The sequence below is a fragment of the Duganella guangzhouensis genome, from assembly GCF_009674535.1.
Lineage (GTDB): Bacteria > Pseudomonadota > Gammaproteobacteria > Burkholderiales > Burkholderiaceae_D > Rugamonas > Rugamonas guangzhouensis.
The window spans coordinates 38651-57577 of the sequence record NZ_WKJK01000002.1 but is presented as its reverse complement, the minus strand read 5'-3'; the positions used below and the strand labels follow the sequence as shown (position 1 = coordinate 57577).

General features: G+C 64.4%; 14 protein-coding genes. 9 read left to right on the top strand and 5 right to left on the bottom strand.

Features of this window, described 5'->3' with window-relative positions; genetic code table 11:
• Window positions 1-62 precede the first annotated feature (62 nt).
• The 3 genes from GJ699_RS03270 to GJ699_RS03260 are packed head-to-tail and all read right to left on the bottom strand — an operon-like array spanning window position 63 to window position 3209.
• A complete protein-coding gene (locus GJ699_RS03270) occupies window positions 63-965 on the bottom strand; it encodes a carbohydrate kinase family protein (protein ID WP_154373089.1) in 903 nt (300 codons plus the stop codon).
• 1 nt (window position 966) lies between these two features.
• A complete protein-coding gene (locus GJ699_RS03265; RefSeq protein WP_154373087.1) occupies window positions 967-2178 on the bottom strand; it encodes an AGE family epimerase/isomerase in 1212 nt (403 codons plus the stop codon).
• Between the two features lie 2 nt (window positions 2179-2180).
• Window positions 2181-3209, bottom strand: coding sequence for a LacI family DNA-binding transcriptional regulator (locus tag GJ699_RS03260; protein ID WP_154373085.1), 1029 nt, complete (start codon window positions 3207-3209; stop codon window positions 2181-2183).
• A 238-nt stretch (window positions 3210-3447) separates the two neighbouring features.
• Here GJ699_RS03260 and GJ699_RS03255 point away from each other — a divergent pair, with 238 nt between their 5' ends.
• The 5 genes from GJ699_RS03255 to axe2C are packed head-to-tail and all read left to right on the top strand — an operon-like array spanning window position 3448 to window position 11278.
• Entirely contained in the window at window positions 3448-4710 is a 1263-nt protein-coding gene (locus GJ699_RS03255; protein WP_154373083.1) for a sugar MFS transporter, read from the top strand.
• Window positions 4707-6899, top strand: coding sequence for a glycoside hydrolase family 3 C-terminal domain-containing protein (locus GJ699_RS03250; protein ID WP_154373081.1), 2193 nt, complete (start codon window positions 4707-4709; stop codon window positions 6897-6899). The genes GJ699_RS03255 and GJ699_RS03250 overlap by 4 nt, the downstream gene beginning before the upstream one ends.
• A gap of 15 nt (window positions 6900-6914) precedes the next feature.
• Complete coding sequence (locus GJ699_RS03245) at window positions 6915-8237, top strand: glycoside hydrolase 5 family protein (protein ID WP_229261934.1); 1323 nt, start codon at window positions 6915-6917, stop codon at window positions 8235-8237.
• Window positions 8234-10183, top strand: coding sequence for a GDSL-type esterase/lipase family protein (locus tag GJ699_RS03240; RefSeq protein ID WP_154373079.1), 1950 nt, complete (start codon window positions 8234-8236; stop codon window positions 10181-10183). Before GJ699_RS03245 ends, GJ699_RS03240 begins: the two co-directional genes overlap by 4 nt.
• 3 nt (window positions 10184-10186) lie before the next feature.
• Complete coding sequence (gene axe2C, locus GJ699_RS03235; protein ID WP_154373077.1) at window positions 10187-11278, top strand: bifunctional acetylxylan esterase/glucomannan deacetylase AxeC2; 1092 nt, start codon at window positions 10187-10189, stop codon at window positions 11276-11278.
• Here the strand turns inward: axe2C and GJ699_RS03230 are convergent.
• Together GJ699_RS03230 and GJ699_RS03225 are read right to left on the bottom strand one after the other, a co-directional pair.
• Window positions 11265-11948 (bottom strand): LrgB family protein, encoded by a 684-nt coding sequence (locus GJ699_RS03230; RefSeq protein WP_154373075.1) that lies wholly within the window; start codon window positions 11946-11948, stop codon window positions 11265-11267. The genes axe2C and GJ699_RS03230 overlap by 14 nt on opposite strands.
• Window positions 11945-12364, bottom strand: coding sequence for a CidA/LrgA family protein (locus tag GJ699_RS03225; RefSeq protein ID WP_154373073.1), 420 nt, complete (start codon window positions 12362-12364; stop codon window positions 11945-11947). Before GJ699_RS03225 ends, GJ699_RS03230 begins: the two co-directional genes overlap by 4 nt.
• Before the next feature lie 77 nt (window positions 12365-12441).
• Here GJ699_RS03225 and GJ699_RS03220 point away from each other — a divergent pair, with 77 nt between their 5' ends.
• From GJ699_RS03220 to GJ699_RS03205, 4 genes are all read left to right on the top strand, one after another.
• A complete protein-coding gene (locus GJ699_RS03220) occupies window positions 12442-13332 on the top strand; it encodes a LysR substrate-binding domain-containing protein (protein ID WP_154373071.1) in 891 nt (296 codons plus the stop codon).
• Between the two features lie 357 nt (window positions 13333-13689).
• Window positions 13690-14400 carry a response regulator gene (locus GJ699_RS03215; protein ID WP_154373069.1) on the top strand — a complete coding sequence of 237 codons (711 nt, stop codon included), beginning with the start codon at window positions 13690-13692 and terminating at the stop codon, window positions 14398-14400.
• Window positions 14401-14408: 8 nt separating this feature from the next.
• Window positions 14409-17573 carry a sensor histidine kinase gene (locus tag GJ699_RS03210; protein WP_154373067.1) on the top strand — a complete coding sequence of 1055 codons (3165 nt, stop codon included), beginning with the start codon at window positions 14409-14411 and terminating at the stop codon, window positions 17571-17573.
• Between the two features lie 204 nt (window positions 17574-17777).
• Entirely contained in the window at window positions 17778-18926 is a 1149-nt protein-coding gene (locus tag GJ699_RS03205; protein WP_195763451.1) for a DUF5009 domain-containing protein, read from the top strand.
• Window position 18927 lies beyond the last annotated feature (1 nt).

The following is an 18927-nucleotide window of genomic DNA, read 5'->3' as shown; positions in this document are numbered from 1 at the left end:
GTATATGACACCCGTATGACGTGGAGGCCGTCCGCCTCAGGTTCTAAACGATTTACATCAATTTACACCAGCCGCTGGATCTCGGCCAGTGACGGTGGCGAAGCGCCCGCGCCCAGACAGGCCGCCGCACCGGCAGCCACCGAGAACTGCAGATGCTGCAGCGGCGCCGCGTCGGCGCGATGCATCATGCTCCAGGCCAGCGCCGCGATGCTGGCATCGCCGGCGCCCACGGTATCCACCACCGCGACCTTGGCCGCCGGCTGCGACCATGCCTGATCGCCGATGTGCAGCGAGGCGCCGTCGCCGCCTTTGGTGTACAGATAAGTGGCGCCCGGATTCCAGCTGCGCAGCGTGGCGAAGGCGGCGGCGGTGTCGCTGCTGCGGAACAGTCCCTCCAGATCCTCCTCCGATACCTTGATCACGTCCGCCAGCGCGGTCATACGGCGCAGTGTGGCGTCGTAACGCTCATCCATCAGCAGCCGATAGTTGGGGTCATAGCTGATGCGCACACCCTTGCTCTTCAGCTGCTCGGCCAGCGCCACCAGCTTGCCGGCCAGCGGCTCGCGCGCCAGGCTGATGCCACCGAAGTGCGCCCACTGGCAGTGCGCTTGCCAGCCGTCCGGCAGCTGCGCCGCATCGAAGTGCAGGTCGGCGCTGTCGTCGCCGACGAAGAAGTAGCTGGGCGGATCGGTGCGGTGCACGATCGCCAGCAGCGGCGATCGCGCATGGCGCTGCAGGAAGCGCAGATCCAGTCGCGCCGCCTCGCTGGCCTGCCACAGCGCGTCGCCAAACACGTCGCGGCTGATGGCACCGGCAAACGCGGTCGGCACCTCCAGTTTGGCCATCGCGCGCGCCACGTTCCAGGTCGAGCCGCCCACAATGCTTTGCCACTGTGTCTGCGCCGCGTCCTGCACGATCATGTCGGTCAGCGCTTCGCCCGCCGCCACAAATAAAGGGAAGCCCATCTCAGTCCTTCTTCAATACGTTCAGCACTTCGTAGCAGGCGCCCATGGTGTGGTAGTCCACCTTGCCGGCCGGGCTTTTCTCGTCGGTCAGCTTGCTGTTGTCGGCGCCGAGGATGCGGTACCAGGCGCCGTATTGGTGGTCGACGAAATGCTCCCAGCTGTAGGCCCAGATCTTGTCGTACCAGGTCCAATAGCGTTCCTCGCCGGTGCGTGCCGCCAGCAGGGCGGCGGTGGCCAGGCTCTCGGCCTGCACCCAGAAATATTTGAGGTCGTCGCAGATGCTGCCATCCGGCGCGAAGCCGTAGTAGATGCCGCTATGCTGGTGGTCCCATGCCTTGGCCAGCGCCGCATCGAACAGCTGCACCGCGCGCGGCAGCAGCCAGTTCGGATTGTTGGCCAATTGGTCGCCGTGGCGCTCCAGCAGCAGCAGCAGCTTGGCCCATTCGGTCAGGTGGCCCGGTTGGTAGCCCCAAGGACGGAAGATGTTGGTTTTGTCGTTGCGGTTGTATTCGGTGTCCACCGACCAGTCGGCGTGATAGTGTTCCCACACCATGTTGTCGGCCAGCGCGGCCTGACGCACGGTGATGTTGTGCACCAGCGTTTCGGCGCGCAGCAGGTAGGCGCGGTCGCCGGTGGCTTCATAGGCGGCGATCAGCGCTTCGCAGGCGTGCATATTGGCGTTCTGGCCGCGATAGCCGTCCAGATGCGACCAGTCGGCGCTGGCTTCGTCGGCGTACAGGCCGTGCTGCGCTTCCCAGAAGCGGCGCTCCATCAACGCGTAGGTTTCGGTGATCCATTCGGCGGCCTGTTTTTCACCGGCCATCAGCGCGTGGCTGTAGGCCAGCAGTACGAAGGCCAGGCCGTAACAGTGGTTGGTGCCGTCGCTGACGGTGCGTGCGCCGTCTTTCCATGTCAGCTGCCATGCATAGCCGCCGGTGTCCGGATCGCGATGGACTTCGCGCAGGAATGCCAGCGCCTGGCGCAGCCGCTGCCGATCCGCCTCATCGCCGAACTGCCGCCACGCCATCGCATAGTTAAAGACGAAGCGGGTGCTGCTGACCAGATGGCGGGTATGCGCATCGTAGATCGTGCCGTCGTCTTTATAGAAGTGATACAGGCCGCCGCTTGGGTCGACGCAGCGCGCATCATAGAAATGCTTGGTGTGGCGGATGTGATTCAGCAGAGTGCTGCGGGATCGGAAATCAGGGGCCATCTTCAGGTCCGTTTAAAGGTTACTAGGTTCTTGGGGCGCCAGCCATCGAGCACGGTGCTGGCGCGGACGATTAACTCAACCGGGGCGGTCTTCTCCTCCGGGACTTCGTGCTGGCCGTTGAGCAGCATTTCCACGCCCATCGCGCCCAGCGCTTTTTTGTCGATGCGCAACGTGGTCAGGGGACGGTGCCCCAGCACGGCGGTCGAAATATCGTCGAAGCCGACGATGGCAATGTCGTGCGGGACTTTCAGCCCGCGCGCCAGGCAGCAGCGCATCGCCACCAGCGCGGCGCTGTCGTTGTAGCAGAACACCGCGTCCGGCGGATGCGGCAGATCCAGCAGCTGCTCCATCGCTTCCCAGGCGCCGGTTTCAAGGTCAACGCCGTCCGGCAGGTTGGCTTCCAGCCGTGGATCGGCCAGAATGCCTTCCTCGAACAGCGCCTGCCGGTAGCCGCGCGCACGTTCGCGGATGCTGTAGTGCGCCAGCGGGCCGGAGATGAAGCCAACGCGGGTGCGGCCGGTGTCGATCAAATGCTTGGTCGCCAGGTAGCCGCCCATCATATTGTCCGGATTGACCGAGCTATAGCCGCGCAGCTTCATATCGATCAGCACCAGTTGTTTGCCGGTCGAGCGCAGCGCGCTCAGTGTTTCGGGTTCGAAGAAGCCGGCGCAGACGATGCCGTCCGGCGCGTGCATGCGAATCTGGTCGATCAGGCCATCGGCCGGGCCGACCGCCATGAACGACAGCACGATGCCCTGCTTGCGGCAGGCTTCCTCGGCGCCGTGCAGCACCGGTGAGTAAAACGGACTGCTGGCCGCAGTGTTGTGCTGGCGGTGCAACAGGAAGGTGAGGCGACGCAGGCGCTTCGGACGCAGCTTGCAAAAGTCGTAGCCCAGACTACGTGCCGTTTCCAGCACCATCTGGCGTGTCGCTTCAGTCAGACCGGGTTCATTTTTCAGTGCGCGTGAAATCGTCCCCGCCGATACGCCTGCGACTCGGGCGATGTCCCTGATCGTTACGTTCGTGGCCATTATTGTTTTGTCTCCTCGGTGTGGTGGAAGTCTTGCATTAGCGTCGATTGACGGTCAACCGCGAGATGAGGTTGGGCTTTGAGTTTAGCGTAATTTACTAAACACACCCCATCGGACGCAGCGTGTTTAGTGAAGATGGCTAAACTGCGACCAAATTCCGCATGTTGTTTGACCCGGTCGCGCCAACTATGCAGAATCTTTTCACTAATACAAAAACCATCCATACGAGGAGACATCGATGGAACACGTTGCATCGGCAAGCGTGCGCCCGCACGCGCCTGCGGAGGGCGGCAACACCGTCCCGCTCATCATCATTACGCTGCTGTTCTTCATGTGGGGTCTGCTGACCTCTTTGAACGATGTGCTGATCCCGCACCTGAAATCGATCTATACGCTGAGCTACGTGCAGGCCATGCTGGTGCAGTTCTGCTTCTTCGGCGCTTACTTCATCGTATCGCTGCCGGCCGGGATGCTGATCAAGCGCATTGGCTACCAGCGCGGTGCGGTCAGCGGATTGGTGATCGCCGCCGGCGGCTGCGCGCTGTTCTTCCCTGCCTCCACCAGCGGCTATGCCTTGTTTCTGCTGGCGTTCTTCGTGCTGGCCAGCGGCATCACCATTCTGCAGGTGGCGGCCAATCCGTATGTGACGGTGCTGGGCGAACCTGCCACCGCTTCCAGCCGTTTGACGCTGACGCAGGCGTTCAATTCGCTGGGTACCACCATCGCGCCATCGCTGGGCGGCATCCTGATTCTGTCCGAGGGCGTGAGCAGCGTGGTGCGCACCAAGGCGGAGGAGGCGGCGGCCGTGCAAGGCCCGTATCTGGCGCTGGCCGGCGCGCTGCTGGCGTTGGCGATGCTGTTCGCCGTGGTGCGCCTGCCGAAGATCAGCCATGCTCCGGATGAGGCGCCGACTGCCGCGCCAACGGACAGCGTGCTGGCGCACCGTCATCTGCTGCTGGGCGCCATCGGCATCTTCCTGTACGTCGGCGGTGAGGTCAGCATCGGCAGCTTCCTGGTTAACTTCCTCGGCGAAGCCAATATCGCCGGCCTGCCATCGGGCGTCGCCGCGCATTACGTCAGCTACTACTGGGGCGGCGCCATGATCGGCCGCTTCATCGGCTTCGCCGTAATGCGCTACGTCAGCCCGGGCAAGGCGCTGGCCTTCAACGCGACGGCATCGATTGTCTTGATCCTGCTGGCGATCTTCGGCCACGGCTCACTGGCCATGTGGTCCATCATCGCCGTCGGCCTGTTCAACTCCATCATGTTCCCGACCATTTTCAGCATGGCGCTGCACAAGCTGGGAAAACGGACCGGCCAGGCGTCGGGCATCCTGTGCATGGCCATCGTCGGCGGCGCGCTGGTGCCGTTCGCACAAGGGCTGCTGGCGGACACCATCGGCCTGCAATGGTCGTTCTTCGTGCCGGCCGCCTGCTATGTGTTCATCCTGTATTTCGGCTTGAAGTATGCTGGCATGTATAACAACAAGGAGACTGTATGAAGTTGAAACTGGCGATAGCACTCGCACTGGCCGCGCTCTCGGCGCACGCTGCGGAACCGTGGATGGATAAATCTCTGAGCGCCGACCAGCGTGCCGAACTCGCGCTGAAGGCGATGACGCAGGAAGAGAAGCTGAAGTACGTGCTGGGCCACTTCGGTTCGGATTTCGGCAACAAGACCAAGAAGCATCCGGCCGCGCTACCTTTCTCGGCCGGCTATATCGAAGGCGTGCCGCGACTCGGTCTGCCAGCGTTGTTCGAGACCGACGCCGGCCTGGGCGTCGCCACGCAAGCCAGCAAGACGCCGCGCGAGCGCACCTCACTGCCGTCCGGCCTGGCCACCACCGCCACCTGGGACCGCGAATTGGCCTACAAGGGCGGCGCCATGATCGGTTCCGAGGCGCGCGCGTCCGGCTTCAACGTCATGCTGGCCGGTGGCGTCAACCTGCTGCGCGAGCCGCGTAATGGCCGCAACTTTGAATACGCCGGTGAAGATCCACTGCTGGCTGGGACCATGGTGGCGCAGCAGGTCAAGGGCATCCAGTCCAATCACGTCATCGCCACCATGAAGCACTACGCCGTCAACGACCAGGAGACCGGCCGCTTCGTGCTGGACGCGCGACTGGACGATGCCAGCAACCGCAGTTCCGACCTGCTGGCGTTCCAGCTGCTGCTGGAGCAGGCCGATCCCGGATCGGTCATGTGCTCCTACAATCGCCTGAACGGTGTCTACGCCTGCGAGAATGACTATCTGCTGAACCAGGTGCTGAAAAAAGACTGGGGCTTCAAAGGCTATGTGATGACCGACTGGGGCGCTACCCACAGCACGGTGGAAGCGGCCAATGCCGGCCTCGATCAGCAGTCCGGCTGGGAGTTCGACAAGTCGCAGTACTTCGGCGGCGCACTGGAAGAGGCGGTGACCAATGGCCACGTGTCGCAAGCGCGGCTGGATAACATGGTGTTCCGCGTGCTGCGCTCCATGTTCGACAAGGGCGTGGTCGATCATCCAGTCAAGGAAGGCGGCACGATCGACTACGCCGCGCACAATCTGGTCAGCCGCACCGACGCCGAGGAGGGCATGGTGCTGCTGAAGAACGCCGGCAATGTGCTGCCGCTGAAGGCCGGTGCGAAGAAGATCGTCATCATCGGCGCGCATGCGGATGTGGGCGTGCTGGCCGGTGGCGGTTCCTCGCTGGTGTACCCGATCGGCGGCAACGCCGCGCCGGGCATCGCGCCGACTTCGTGGCCTGGACCTGTGGTGTATCACCCATCGTCGCCGTTGAAGGCGATTCAGGCGCGCGCCCCTGGCGCCAAGGTGGTCTACAACGATGGCAGCGATCCGGCCGCCTCCGCGCGCGCAGCCGCCGATGCCGACGTGGTGCTGGTGTTCGCCCAACAATGGGTGGGCGAGGCGCTGGACGCGGTGTCGCTGGCGCTGCCCGGCAATCAGGATGCGCTGATCGGCGCGGTGGCCAAGGCCAATCCGAAAACCGTGGTGGTACTGGAGACTTCCGGTCCGGTGCTGATGCCATGGGTGGACCAGACCGCCGGCATCCTGCAAGCCTGGTATTCCGGCACCAGCGGCGGCGAGGCGATTGCGCGCGTGTTGTTCGGTGAAGTGAATCCATCCGGTCACTTGCCAGCCACGTTCCCGGCATCGGAAAGCCAGCTGCCACGGCCGAAACTCGATGGCGATCCAAAGAACGAGGCAGTGCGCTTCACAGTCAATTATCATGAAGGCGCGGCAGTCGGCTACAAATGGTTTGACCTCAAGGGGTTGAAGCCGCTGTTCCCGTTCGGTCACGGCCTGTCTTACACCAAGTTTGAATACTCGGGCCTGGCGGCCAGCCAGAAGGACGGCAAGCTGACAGTGAATTTCAAGATCACCAACACCGGCGCGGTGAAGGGCAAGGACGTGCCGCAGCTGTACGTGGCGCCGCTGAACGCGAAGTGGGAAGCACCCAAGCGTCTGGCCGGCTGGGACAAGGTGGAACTGGCGCCGGGCGAAAGCAAGCAGCTTAGCGTGACGGTCGATCCGCGCCTGCTGGGCACCTACGACAGCGCCAGCAAGACCTGGCGCATCGCCAAGGGCGGCTACAAAGTCCTGCTGGCGCATGACGCGGCGGATAGCAAAGCCACCAGCGTCACCGTCCAACTGCTACAACGCACATTGAACGTCGCGGGTAAATAATAAAAGGAGCGAGACTTGAAACAACTGCATAAATTCTGGGCCGCCGCGATGATGATCGGCGCCTGCGGCATGGTCGAAGCCGCGCCGGCCGCCAACAACGATTTCGTCACCGTCAAGAACACCCACTTCGCGCGCAAGGGACACGCGTATTACATCGTCGGCGCCAACTTCTGGTACGGCGGCTATCTGGGCGCGGCCAGCGGCGTGGGCGAGCGCGCGCGTCTGCTGAAAGAGCTGGACAACATGAAGGCGCTGGGCATCAACAACCTGCGCGTGCTGGCGGTGTCGGAGAAAACCGAGATGAAGAGCGCGGTGCGTCCCGCCACCACCAACGCGCCTGGCCAGTACGACGAAGAACTGCTGGCCGGCCTGGACTTCCTGATGGCCGAAGTGGCCAAGCGCGACATGACGGTGGTGCTTTACCTGAACAACTTCTGGCAGTGGTCGGGCGGCATGACGCAGTACCTGAACTGGTTCGAAGGCACGCCGGCGCTGGACCCGAACGTGACCAAGGACTACGAGACCTATATGCAGAAAACGGCGGGCTTCTATCGCAACGCCGCCGCGCAGGCAGAGTACCGCAACGTCATCGCCAAAATCGTCAAGCGCGTGAACACCATTACCGGCAAACCGTACATCGAGGACACGCATATCCTGTCCTGGCAACTGGCCAACGAGCCGCGTCCTGGCAACAGCAAATCGACGCCGGAAGAGAAGGCGGTCTACGTCAAGTGGGTGGACGAAACGGCGGGCTATATCCATAGCCTGGACAAGAACCACCTGGTCAGCAGCGGCAGCGAAGGTCTGGCCGGTTCGGCGCAGGATGCGCAGCTTTACCTGGACGCGCACCGCACCAAAAATATCGACTATCTGACTTATCACCTGTGGCCGAAGAACTGGAGCTGGTTCGATTCCAACAACCCAAGCGGCACCTGGGACAACGCCATTACCAAGAGCCGCGACTATCTGAATTCGCACATCGAGTTGGCCAAGAAACTGGGCAAGCCTATCGTGCTGGAGGAATTTGGCCTGGACCGCGACGGCCCGTCGTTCAGCATCAAGGCCACCACCAAGATCCGAGACCGCTTCTATCGCGAAGTGTTCGACATCGTCTACACCCGCGCCGCCAAGGGCGATCCTATCGCCGGCTTTAACTTCTGGGCCTGGGGTGGCGCTGGCCGCGCGGCCAATGCGGATTACTGGTGGAAGCCGGGTAATGACTTCGTCGGCGATCCGCCACAGGAAGAGCAGGGCTTGTATTCGGTATTCGATTCCGACGTCAGCTCGCTGTTGCTGATCAAGGAGTACGCCGACAAACTGCACGCGATCAAACGATGAAGCGCCTGTTGCCACTGCTGCTGGCGGCAGTCTCTGCCAGCGCCTACGCGCAGAAGTTTGACGGCCTGGCCGAAACGCCGCAAATGGGCTGGAACAGCTGGAACTCGTTCGCTTGCGATATCAACGAAAAGCTGATCCGCGATACGGCGGATTCCATGGTCAAGCTGGGATTGAAGGATGCCGGCTACCAGTACGTCAATATCGACGATTGCTGGCATGGCGCGCGCGATGCCAATGGTTTCATTCAGGCCGACCCTCAGCGCTTCCCGTCCGGGACCAAGGCGCTGGCGGATTATGTGCACAGCAAAGGGCTGAAGCTGGGCATCTATTCCGATGTCGGCGCCACCACTTGCGGCGGCCGTCCCGGCAGTCGTGGGCATGAGTATCAGGATGCCAAAACCTATGCCGCCTGGGGCATCGATTATGTGAAGTACGACTGGTGCGATAGCAAGGGCTTGAGCGCGGTCGGCGCTTACACCACCATGCGCGATGCGATCCAGGCCGCTGGCCGGCCGATGTTGTTCAGCATGTGCGAGTGGGGCGATAACAAGCCGTGGGAGTGGGCCAAGGATATCGGCCATTCGTGGCGCACCACTGGCGATATTTATCCGTGCTGGGATTGCGAGCTGAGTCACGATTCGTTTGCGCGTTATGGCGTGATGCGGATTCTGGACCGGCAGACCGGCTTGCGCAAATACTCGGGGCCGGGGCACTGGAACGATATGGACATGCTGGAAGTCGGCAATGGCATGACCGAGGATGAAGACCGCGCGCATTTTGCGCTGTGGGCGATGCTGGCGTCGCCGCTGATTCTGGGTAATGACTTGCGCAGCATGCCGGAGTCCACACGTCGCATTTTGACCAACAAGGATGTGATTGCGATCAGCCAGGATAAGCTGGGCATTCAGGCTTGGAAGTTCCTCGATGAGGGCAAGCTGCAGTACTGGGCGCGGCCTATGGCGAATGGCGAGTGGGCGGTGCTGGTGCTGAATCGCGGTGAGCAGGCGGCGACGTTGAACTATGACTGGAAGGCGCACGAGATCAATGATGATGTCAGCAAGCGTACGCTGGATGCGCGCACTGCGGTCTACAAGTGGCGCGATGCCTGGAGCGGCAAGGCTGGCGATACGGGCGCGAAGCTTGAGGCGAAGCTGGCGCCGCACAGCGCGCTGGTGCTGCGCCTGACCGCCGCCGCCAGCGACGGCCAGGCGGGGCGGGCGGCCGGGCAGGCGGCGGCCGGTGCGGCGGGGGCAGCGGGTGCGGCCGGGCAGGCAGTCGCGCTCGATGGCGGTGCGTGCAGCGTAACGCCGGCGCCGCGTCAGCGCGACTATCCGTGGATGTCGCGCGAGCGCTGGCAGCAGATGTTCAATGAGGATGTGGCGGTGGCCGACAAAGGCGGCGTGGATCTGCTGTTCGTCGGCGATTCGATTACCGAAGGCTGGAATCAGGAGATCTTCACGCGCTCGTTTGGCGCCTGGAAGACGGCCAATTTCGGCATCGGCGGCGACCATACCGGCAATGTGTTGTGGCGCCTGCAGAACGGTCATGCGGACAAGCTGCATCCGAAGCTAGTGGTGCTGACCATCGGCGTGAACAACTTCGGCTTCTGCGATGCCACGCCGGAGCAGGCGTTCAGCGGCGTCAAGCTGGTGGTGGCGCAGCTGCGCAAACTGTATCCCGATACGCGCATTCTGCTGAACGCGATTCTGCCGTATGGCCAGTCCCCGCAAAGCCCGCAGCGTCAGAAGGTGGTGGCGTTGAACCGGCTGGTGGCGGGACTGAATGATGGTCAGCACGTGTTCTATCAGGACTACGGCTTGCACTTCCTGCAGTCCAACGGCGACATGTCGGCCGAGGTGATGGGCGATTTCCTGCATCCGACCGCCAAGGGCTATCAAATCTGGGCAGACGCTATGCTGCCGGACGTCCGCAAGCTGATGGAGTAAGCGATGCGATTGCGCGCCATCGCGTTATTCGCCGCGATGCTGGCGGCGACCCTGTCGGCGTCACCAGCTGTCGCGACCAGTGTGGTCGGCACTGCCGCCGCAGCGCCGCTTGCAGCGACCGTCGTTGCGAGCGATCCCCGCGTTGTCGTTGAGGGCCGCACCGCGCCGGCGGCGGACGGCGGGCTGCGCTTCAGCTATCCGGGCGTGAGCTTCTTCGTCAACTTCGACGGCACCCGCCTGGCGGCGACGTTCGACGCCAGCGGCAAGGATAGCTTCCTGGATGTGGTGGTGGACGGCATCGCGCGCAAGCTACGTTTGGCCGTCGGCCGCGCGAGCGTGGTGCTGGCGGAGGGGCTGGCGCGCGGGCCGCACGGCGTGGAAATCGTCAACCGCTCCGAGACCTGGCAGGGCAACGCCACGCTGCTAAGCTTCGACACAGACGGCACATGGCGCGCGCCGCCCGCGCTGCCTGCCCGCAAGCTGGCGATACTGGGCGACTCCGTCACCTGCGGCGCCTCGATAGACCGCGCGTCGACAGAGCGCGGTGCCGCCTGGGGCAGCCCGCGTGAATCCTACGGCATGCTGCTGGCCCGCCGTCTCAACGCCCAGGTACAACTGGTGTGCTACGGCGGCCGTGGCCTGATCCGCACCTGGGAAGGCAAAACCAACGAAATGAATTTGGCCGACTACTACGGCATGGCGCTGCCGACGCAACCACAGTCCGTGCCATGGGACCAGCGCAACTACCGGCCAGACGCCATCATCGTCGCCATCGGCACCAATGACATGACGGTCGGCATACCGGAGCGCGAGCCCTACGTGCAAGCCTACGTGTCACTGGTACGCACACTGCTGCAAGACCATTCACAAGCGCAGATCATGCTCACCGAAGGCAGCATCCTGCACGATGAAAAACAGGCCGCGCTGCACAGCTACATCGCCGATACCATCCAGCGCGTGGCCGATCCACGCCTGCACGCCATCGCCTCCACCCACTATCCAGGCGACGCCGACGACGCCCACCCCACGCGCGAACAGCACATCAGCATCACCAACGACCTGCTGCCGCAGGTACGCGCCATCATGCACTGGTAAGGATGTGCCCCAGCAGTGGCGCCAGCAGCACCATCAGCACACCGCTGAAGATCATGGTCAGGCTAGCGACCGCGCCTTCCTGCGCGCCGATGCTGCGCGCCTTGCTCAAGCCGAAGCCGTGGGCCGCAGCGCCAAACGGCGCACCGCGTGCAATCCGCATCCGCAGCGGCAGACGCGCCAGCAGCACTTGGCCCAGCAGCACGCCGAACAAGCCGGTGATAATCACAAACACGCCAGTCAGTTGCGCCGAGCCGCCCAGATGGCGCGTGGCTTCCAGCGCAAATGGCGTCGACACCGAGCGCGCCAGCAGGCTTTGCGCCATGCTGCCGTGCAGACCAAGCAAACGATCCAGCAGCAGCGTGCTGCCCAGCGATGCCGCGATGCCGGCCACGCTGCCCAGCGACAGTGCCAGCCAGTGGCGCTTGACCAGATCGCGATACTGATAGATCGGCAGCGCAAACGCCACCGTGGCCGGGCCGAGTAGCCACGACAGCCAGCGCGTGTCGTCAAAGTACACCGGGAACGGCGTGGCCGACAACTGCACCACCGCGATCAGCACCGCCGACGTGGCGATGGCGGGCGTCAGCCACACGCGCGGATAGCGCTTGTGCAGCGCCTGATTCGCGTAAAACAGCACGAGCGTCAGCAGCAGGAAGAGCAGCGGTTTCATACCAGCGCCTTTGCCGCGCGCAGGCTGCGCAGTTGGCGCAACTGGCGCAGCTGCCGCCCGCGTTCAAAGCGGCACACCCACTCCACCGTGAAGGCGGTCGCCAGCAGCACGCAGGTAAAGCCGATACCGATGGCGGCGAACAGGCGCAGACCTTCGGCTTCCAGCAGCCCGGTGAACTGCACCACCGACACCACCAGCGGCACGAAGAACAGCAGCATATTGGACAACAACCAGTCGGCGCCATGCTCGATCACGGACGGGCGCACCACGCCGCTCTGCAGCAGGCCGACCATGACGATCAGCCCGACCACGCCGCCGGAGAATGGCAGTCCCAGCCAGGCCGACGCGCGGTCGGCGGCATACCAGGCGACGATCAACCCGAGCACCTGCAGCAATGTGTAGACAATACGTTTCATGTTGCCATTCTAGGCGTCGCCGCATGAAAGATAAAATGAATTAAAATTATGAAAATCATTCTGAATTGGAATAGTTCATGGATATCCGCGCGCTGCGCTATTTCGTCGCCGTGGTCGACCAGCAAAGCTTTAGCCGCGCGGCGGAACGTCTGCACGTCACCCAGCCCACCGTCAGCAAGATGATCCAGCAACTGGAACAGACGCTGGACCTGACGCTGCTGGAACGCGTCGGCAAGCGCTTCACGCTGACCGATGCTGGCAACGTGGTGCTGCAACGCGGCCGCGCGCTGCTGGCCATGCACGAGGAAATGGCGGTCGAATTGCAGGACTTGCAGCAGCTGCAGCGCGGCGATTTACGCATCGGCGTCACCCAGCAGGCGCATGGATCATTGGCGCCGCTGCTGGCGGCCTATCACAAGCGCTACCCGCAGATTGAACTGAAACTGTTTGAAGGCGGCTCGCACGGCATCGAAGAAGACCTGCGCAGCGGCGTGCTGGAGATGGGCACCTTGCTCGACCACGCCGCCAAGCAGGCGATCTGGCAGGAGTTCGATTCCTTCCCGCTGGTGCGCTCGCCCATGTGTTTGCTGGCGCCGAAAGACTCGGCCTGGCACGGCCGCAAGCGCGTCAAGCTGCGCGAGCTGGCCGACAGCGCCTTCATCTTTTACGGCGAGGGCTTCGCGCTGAATGAAGTCATCGCCGACGCTTGCCTGCGCGCCGGCTTCACGCCGCGCATCTCCAGCCGCAGCGGGCAGTGGGACTTCGTCGCCTCGCTGGTGCGGCTGGGCGTGGGCATCACGCTGCTGCCCAAGGTATTCTGCGACACGCTGGAGCAGGACCGCTTCACCATCGCCCGGCTGGAAGAGCCGGCGCTGGACTGGAACCTGATGCTGGCGTGGCGGCGTGGCGGCCATCTGTCGTTCGCCGCGCGCGCCTGGCTCGATCTGGTGCGTACCAAGTCGGCCTAGCGTGACGGCCACGCAACAAGCGTCGATATTTTTGTTAAGTTTTGTAAGCTTTCCTTAGAAAGCATTGCCCCGCGCACGCCGTCGCGCCCGGCGTCGCCCCGGCCGCCGCCGCGCCGGTAAGGAAATGTAATGCCGCCAGCAACGGCGCCCGTAAATTCAAGCACTTGCGCGTTTCCGGCGGCGTCTGCCCGCCGTCACGCGCGGTGCTAGAATTTCTTCGCTGGATCACATTTCCCTCCCGTCGGCGATGTGGTTCTTTTCGGGCCAGCGCCCCGCCGGGCGCTGGCTTTTTCTTTTTGCCATGTTGTGGTTATACTAAAAGCTCGATCCCACCTGCCTTAGCCCACAGGAAGCCGCATGCGCAAGATATTGATAGCCGAGGACGACCACAAGGCTGGCGTCCTGCTGAAGACTTATCTGGAGAAGCACCAATACGAGGTGACGCTGGCGCAGGACGGCCTCAATTTCCAGAACGAGTTTTCGCGCCAGGCCGATCAGCTGTCGCTGGTGATCCTGGATGTGATGCTGCCCGATACCGACGGCTTCGCGCTGTGCAAGGTGGTGCGGCGGCGCTCCAACGTGCCGGTCATCATGCTGACAGCCAGTTCCGACGAAGCCGACCGCATCGTCGGCCTGGAACTGGGCGCGGACGACTATATCGCCAAGCCCTACAGCCCGCGCGAACTGCTGGCGCGCATCAAGGCCATCCACCGGCGTGCCGGGCTGGAGGCGCAGGCGGCGCCGCGCTACTACCGCTTTGTCGGCTTCACGCTGGACCTGCTGGAGCGCACCGTGACCGACGCCGCCGGCGCGCTGGTGCCGCTGACCGGGCTGGATTACCAGCTGCTCAAATATTTTGTCGAACATCCGGGCGATATTCTCGATCGCGGCATGTTGTGCGAACAAACGCGCGGCCGCGATGCCGGCCCGCTGGACCGTTCGTTGGATGTGCAGATCAGCAAACTGCGCCTGCGCCTCAATGACGACGGCAAGCAGCCGGCGCTGATCAAGACGGTGCGCGGCGCCGGCTATGTGTTCTCGGCCGATGTCAGCGCCGCGCCAGCCTGAGCGCTGAGATGGCGTGTCGCGGCCTGCTGGCCTGGCTGGTGGCCGCACTGCTGTGCCTGCTGCCGGCCGCCGCACTGGCCGCGCTGCCGCCCACCCTCAACTTCGAGCAGCTCAGCGTCAAGGATGGACTGGCGCAGGAAACCGTCACCGCCATCGTGCAGGATCAGACAGGCTATATGTGGTTCGGCAGCCAGCACGGCCTGAGCCGCTACGACGGTTACCACGTCACCGTCTACCGCACCATTCCCAACGATCCGCGCAGCCTGGCCGACAACTGGGTGCAGGTGCTGCACGTCGATAAAAAGAACCGGCTGTGGGTCGGCACGCGCGGCGGCTTGCAGCGCTTCGATCCGGCCAGCGGCGATTTCACCCGTTACGGCGGTGCCGCCGGCAAGCAGCAGGTGCAGGCCATCATCAGCGACGGCTACGGCCAACTATGGTTGGGCACCGCCGATGGCGTGCACCACTTCAATCCCGAATCCGGCCAGTACAGCGTGCTGCGCCACGATCCGGCCGACAGCGCCAGCCTGGCCAACAACCAGGTCAACGCGCTGGCGCTGGACGCCGAAGGCGCGCTGTGGGTCGGCCTCAAGCAAGGGCTGGACCGGCTGCCGGCCGGCGGCCGCGCTTTCGAGCACTTCCGCGTCGACACGCCAGCGCGGCCGAGCGCGGCGATGAACGAGGTGCAGCAGTTGCGCATCGACCAGCATCAAACGCTGTGGCTGGTAACGATGGACGGCCTGGTCAGCTGGCAGCTGGGCGTGCCGGGCCGGCCGCGCCATGGATTCGGTCCGGCCGACGGCCTGGCGCCGGGCCTGGTGACGGCGCTGCTGCAGGACCGCGACAACACCCTCTGGCTGGGCACCAACACCAACGGCCTGCACCGCTGGGACGAGCAGCGGCGGCGCTTCATCGCGATTCCGGCCGATCCGCACCAGGCCGCCGGCAACGAAGTGTCCAGCCTGTTCCAGGATCACTGCGGCACCTTGTGGGTCGGCACCTGGACCGCCGGCGCCCGCCGCGCCGACCTCGCCAGCGGCGGCTTCAGCCGCTACTTCCACATTCCCGGCGACCCGGAAACCCTGCACGACAACCGCATCTACGGCATCAGCGGCGACGGCAGGGGCGGGCTGCTGCTGGCCGGCCTGGGCGGCATCGACCGGCTCGACCCCGTCACTGGCAAAATCACGCGGCTGCGCGGCGACGCCCGGCTCGACCGCCACATGCTCAACAAGGAACTGGTGCTGGCGGTGTACCGCGACGCCAAGGGCGTGACCTGGCTCGGCAGCAGCGCCGAGCTGGGCCGATTCGATCCCGAGACCGGCCGCTACGCCGCCCACAGCTTCGCCAGCCCCGATCCGAACAGTGGCTCGATCACCCACATCGCCGGCGACCGCGCCGGCAACCTGTGGATCGGCAGCCGTGGCGGCCTGCACCGTATCGACGCCACCGGCGCGCCCGACCGCAGCTACCGTCACGACGCCCGCGACGCCGCCAGCCTCAGCGACGACTGGGTGCGCATGACGGCGCAGGATGCGCAAGGCCGTATCTGGGTCGCCACCGACAACGGCCTCAATCTGCTGAAAGCGGACGGCGCCGGCTTCCGCCACTTCCACCACGATGCGGCCGATCTGAGCAGCCTCAGCAGCGACCGCGTGCAGGCGCTGTTCCTCGACCGCGACGGCACGCTGTGGGTCGGCACCAACGGCGGCCTGAACCGGGTGATGGAGGACGCCGGCGGCGTCATCCGCTTCCGCCGCTACGCCGCGCGCGACGGCCTGGCCGACGACTCCATCGGCGCCATCCTGCAGGACGACGACGGCCGCTTGTGGCTCAGCACCGCCACCGGCATCTCGCGCATGGATATCGCAACGGGCCGCTTCAAGAATTACTCGGCGCGCGACGGCATGATCGAGGGCTATTATTTTTCCGGCTCGGCCTGGCGCGAGCCGGACGGCACCATGTATTTTGGCGGCGTCAACGGCCTGACCGCCTTCCACCCGTCCGCTATCCGCGACAACCCGTACGCGCCGGCGGCGGTGGTGACGTCGATGCGGGCCGGCGGGCAGCCGCTGCGCACCGACGCCGCCCTGCGGCTGCCGCCGGACGCCGCCGCGCTGACCTTCGAATTCGCCGCGCTGCATTACGCCGATCCCGCGCGCAACCAGTTCCGCTATCGCCTGCTGGGCTACGACGCCGACTGGATACCGAGCGATGCCAGCAAGCGCGTGGCCACCTACACCAATCTCGATCCGGGTCACTACCAATTCCAGGTGCTGGCCGCCAACAAAGACGGGGTCTGGGGCCAGCCTTCGCCGCCGCTGGGCTTCGAGATCGCGCCGCCGTTCTGGCAGCGCTGGTGGTTCCGGCTGGCCTGCCTGCTGACGCTGGCGCTGCTGATCTGGAGCGCGGACCGCATCCGCGCGCGCATGCACCGACGCCGGCGGCGCCAGCTGGAAGTGGAAGTGCGCGCCCGCACCGCCGAAGTGCAGCAGCAGAAGGATGCGCTGGAACAGGCGCAGGCGCAGTTGCAGCGCTATGTCGAGGACCGCGAGCGGCTGTTCATCTCGATCTCGCACGATCTGCGCACGCCGATCACCCGCCTCAAGCTGCGCTCGGAACTGCTGGATGACGACGCCGTGCGCGAGGAATTCCACGACGACTTGGACGACCTGGACATGATGGTCAAGGGCGCGCTGCAAACCGTGAAGGACAGCGACATTCACGAAAACGTCACCGCCGTGCGACTGGACGCGCTGATCGGCCGCATGTTGCGCGGCGCCCAGCTGGCCGGGCACGAGATCGCCTTCACGCCGGCCGGGCTGGCGGTGCAGGCGCGGCCGCTGGCGCTGAAACGCGCCATCGGCAACCTGCTGGACAACGCGCTGTTTTACGGCGGCCGCGCCAGCATCGCCACCGAGCGCTGCGACGACATGGTGTGCATCCGCATCCGCGACCATGGCCCTGGCGTGCCGCCGGAAGACCTGGCGCGGCTGGCCGAACCGCATGTGCGGCTGGAGCATGGACGGGCGCAGAACGCCGGTGGACTCGGGCTGGGGCTGAGCATCACGCGCGGCATCGTCGAAGCGCATGACGGCCGGCTGCTGCTGGAAAACCACGCGCAAGGTGGCTTGCTGGCCACGATCACGCTGCCGGCCGCCACTGATTCGTAATGAATTGTGAGTGCGCGGCGGGGCGGTGCACACATTCTTGGGGCGTGCGGGCCGCTTGTGTAAAGAAGCGTAAGCGCCGTCACCTGCAAAATAGCTGAATATTCATTGTAATCAAAGGCTTAGTGCTTTTCGGTGACGGCGTTGCGGCGGCCGTTGCGCGCGTGATAGTGTCTGATCCGTCCCGATCACAAGATGAACTTGCCTATGTCCGTAGCCCTGCCTGTGCTGCCTCGCCAACGCATCATTGCCATCGACGCGATGCGCGGCCTGACCTTTGTCGTGATGCTGTTCGTGAATTGCCTGGCCGGGGCGGATGGCGTGCCGTATGGCTTGCAGCATTTCGCCGCCAACGTCGACGGCATGAGCCTGGCGGATGTGGTGTTCCCGGCGTTCCTGTTCGTGGTCGGCATGTCGATTCCGTTCAGCCTGAATCATCGGCTGGCGGTCGAAGGCGGCATGCGGCAGACGGTGTGGCAGGTGCTCACGCGGGCGTTCGGGCTGATTGTGATTGGCCTGTTCATGGTGAACACGGAGGAGGGCTATAACGAAGCCGCCATGGGCATGTCGATCAGCCTGTGGGCGCTGTGCTTTTATGCGGCCGTGCTGATGGCATGGGGGCCGGGCGGCCGCTGGCTGCGCGTGGCAGGCGCGCTGGTGATCGTGGCGCTGGCGCTGGTCTACCGCAGTGGCGCCGACGGCCAGGGCTGGATGGCGACGGCGTGGTGGGGCATCCTCGGCTGCATCGGTTGGGCATATCTGGTCGCCAGCCTGGTGTACCTGGGCGGACGCGGGCGGCTGGCGCTGCTGGCGCTGGCCACCGCCGCTTGTGTGGCGTGGTTCATGGTCAGCGCCGCATGCGGCGGCAATGGCGTGATCGCCATGCATGCCACCCACACCTCCATTGTGCTGTGCGGCGCCATCTGCGTGCTGCTGTTTTTCGATGGCGGCCGTGCCGGTCGCCGCTTGCCGGCGGGCCTCGCGCTGGCGGTGTTGCTGGCGCTGGCCGCGTGGCTGCTGCATCGTTTTTATCCCATCTCCAAGATCGGCGCCACGCCACCGTGGGCCTTGTACTGCGCGGCGCTGTGCAGCGCGCTGTTCACGCTGCTGTACTGGCTGATCGAACTGCGCGGCGTCACGCGCTGGACCGCGCTGGTGCAACCGGCCGCCGCCAATCCGCTGGTCACCTATCTGCTGCCGGTGGCGCTGGTGACGCTGATGCATTACCTGCATTGGCAATGGTGGCCGGTGCTGATGCACGGCGGCGCCGCCATCGCTTTCTCCCTGCTGTTCGCCGCCGTCATGGTGGCGCTGGTGACGGTCCTGAACCAATACAACATCAAACTGAAACTCTGAG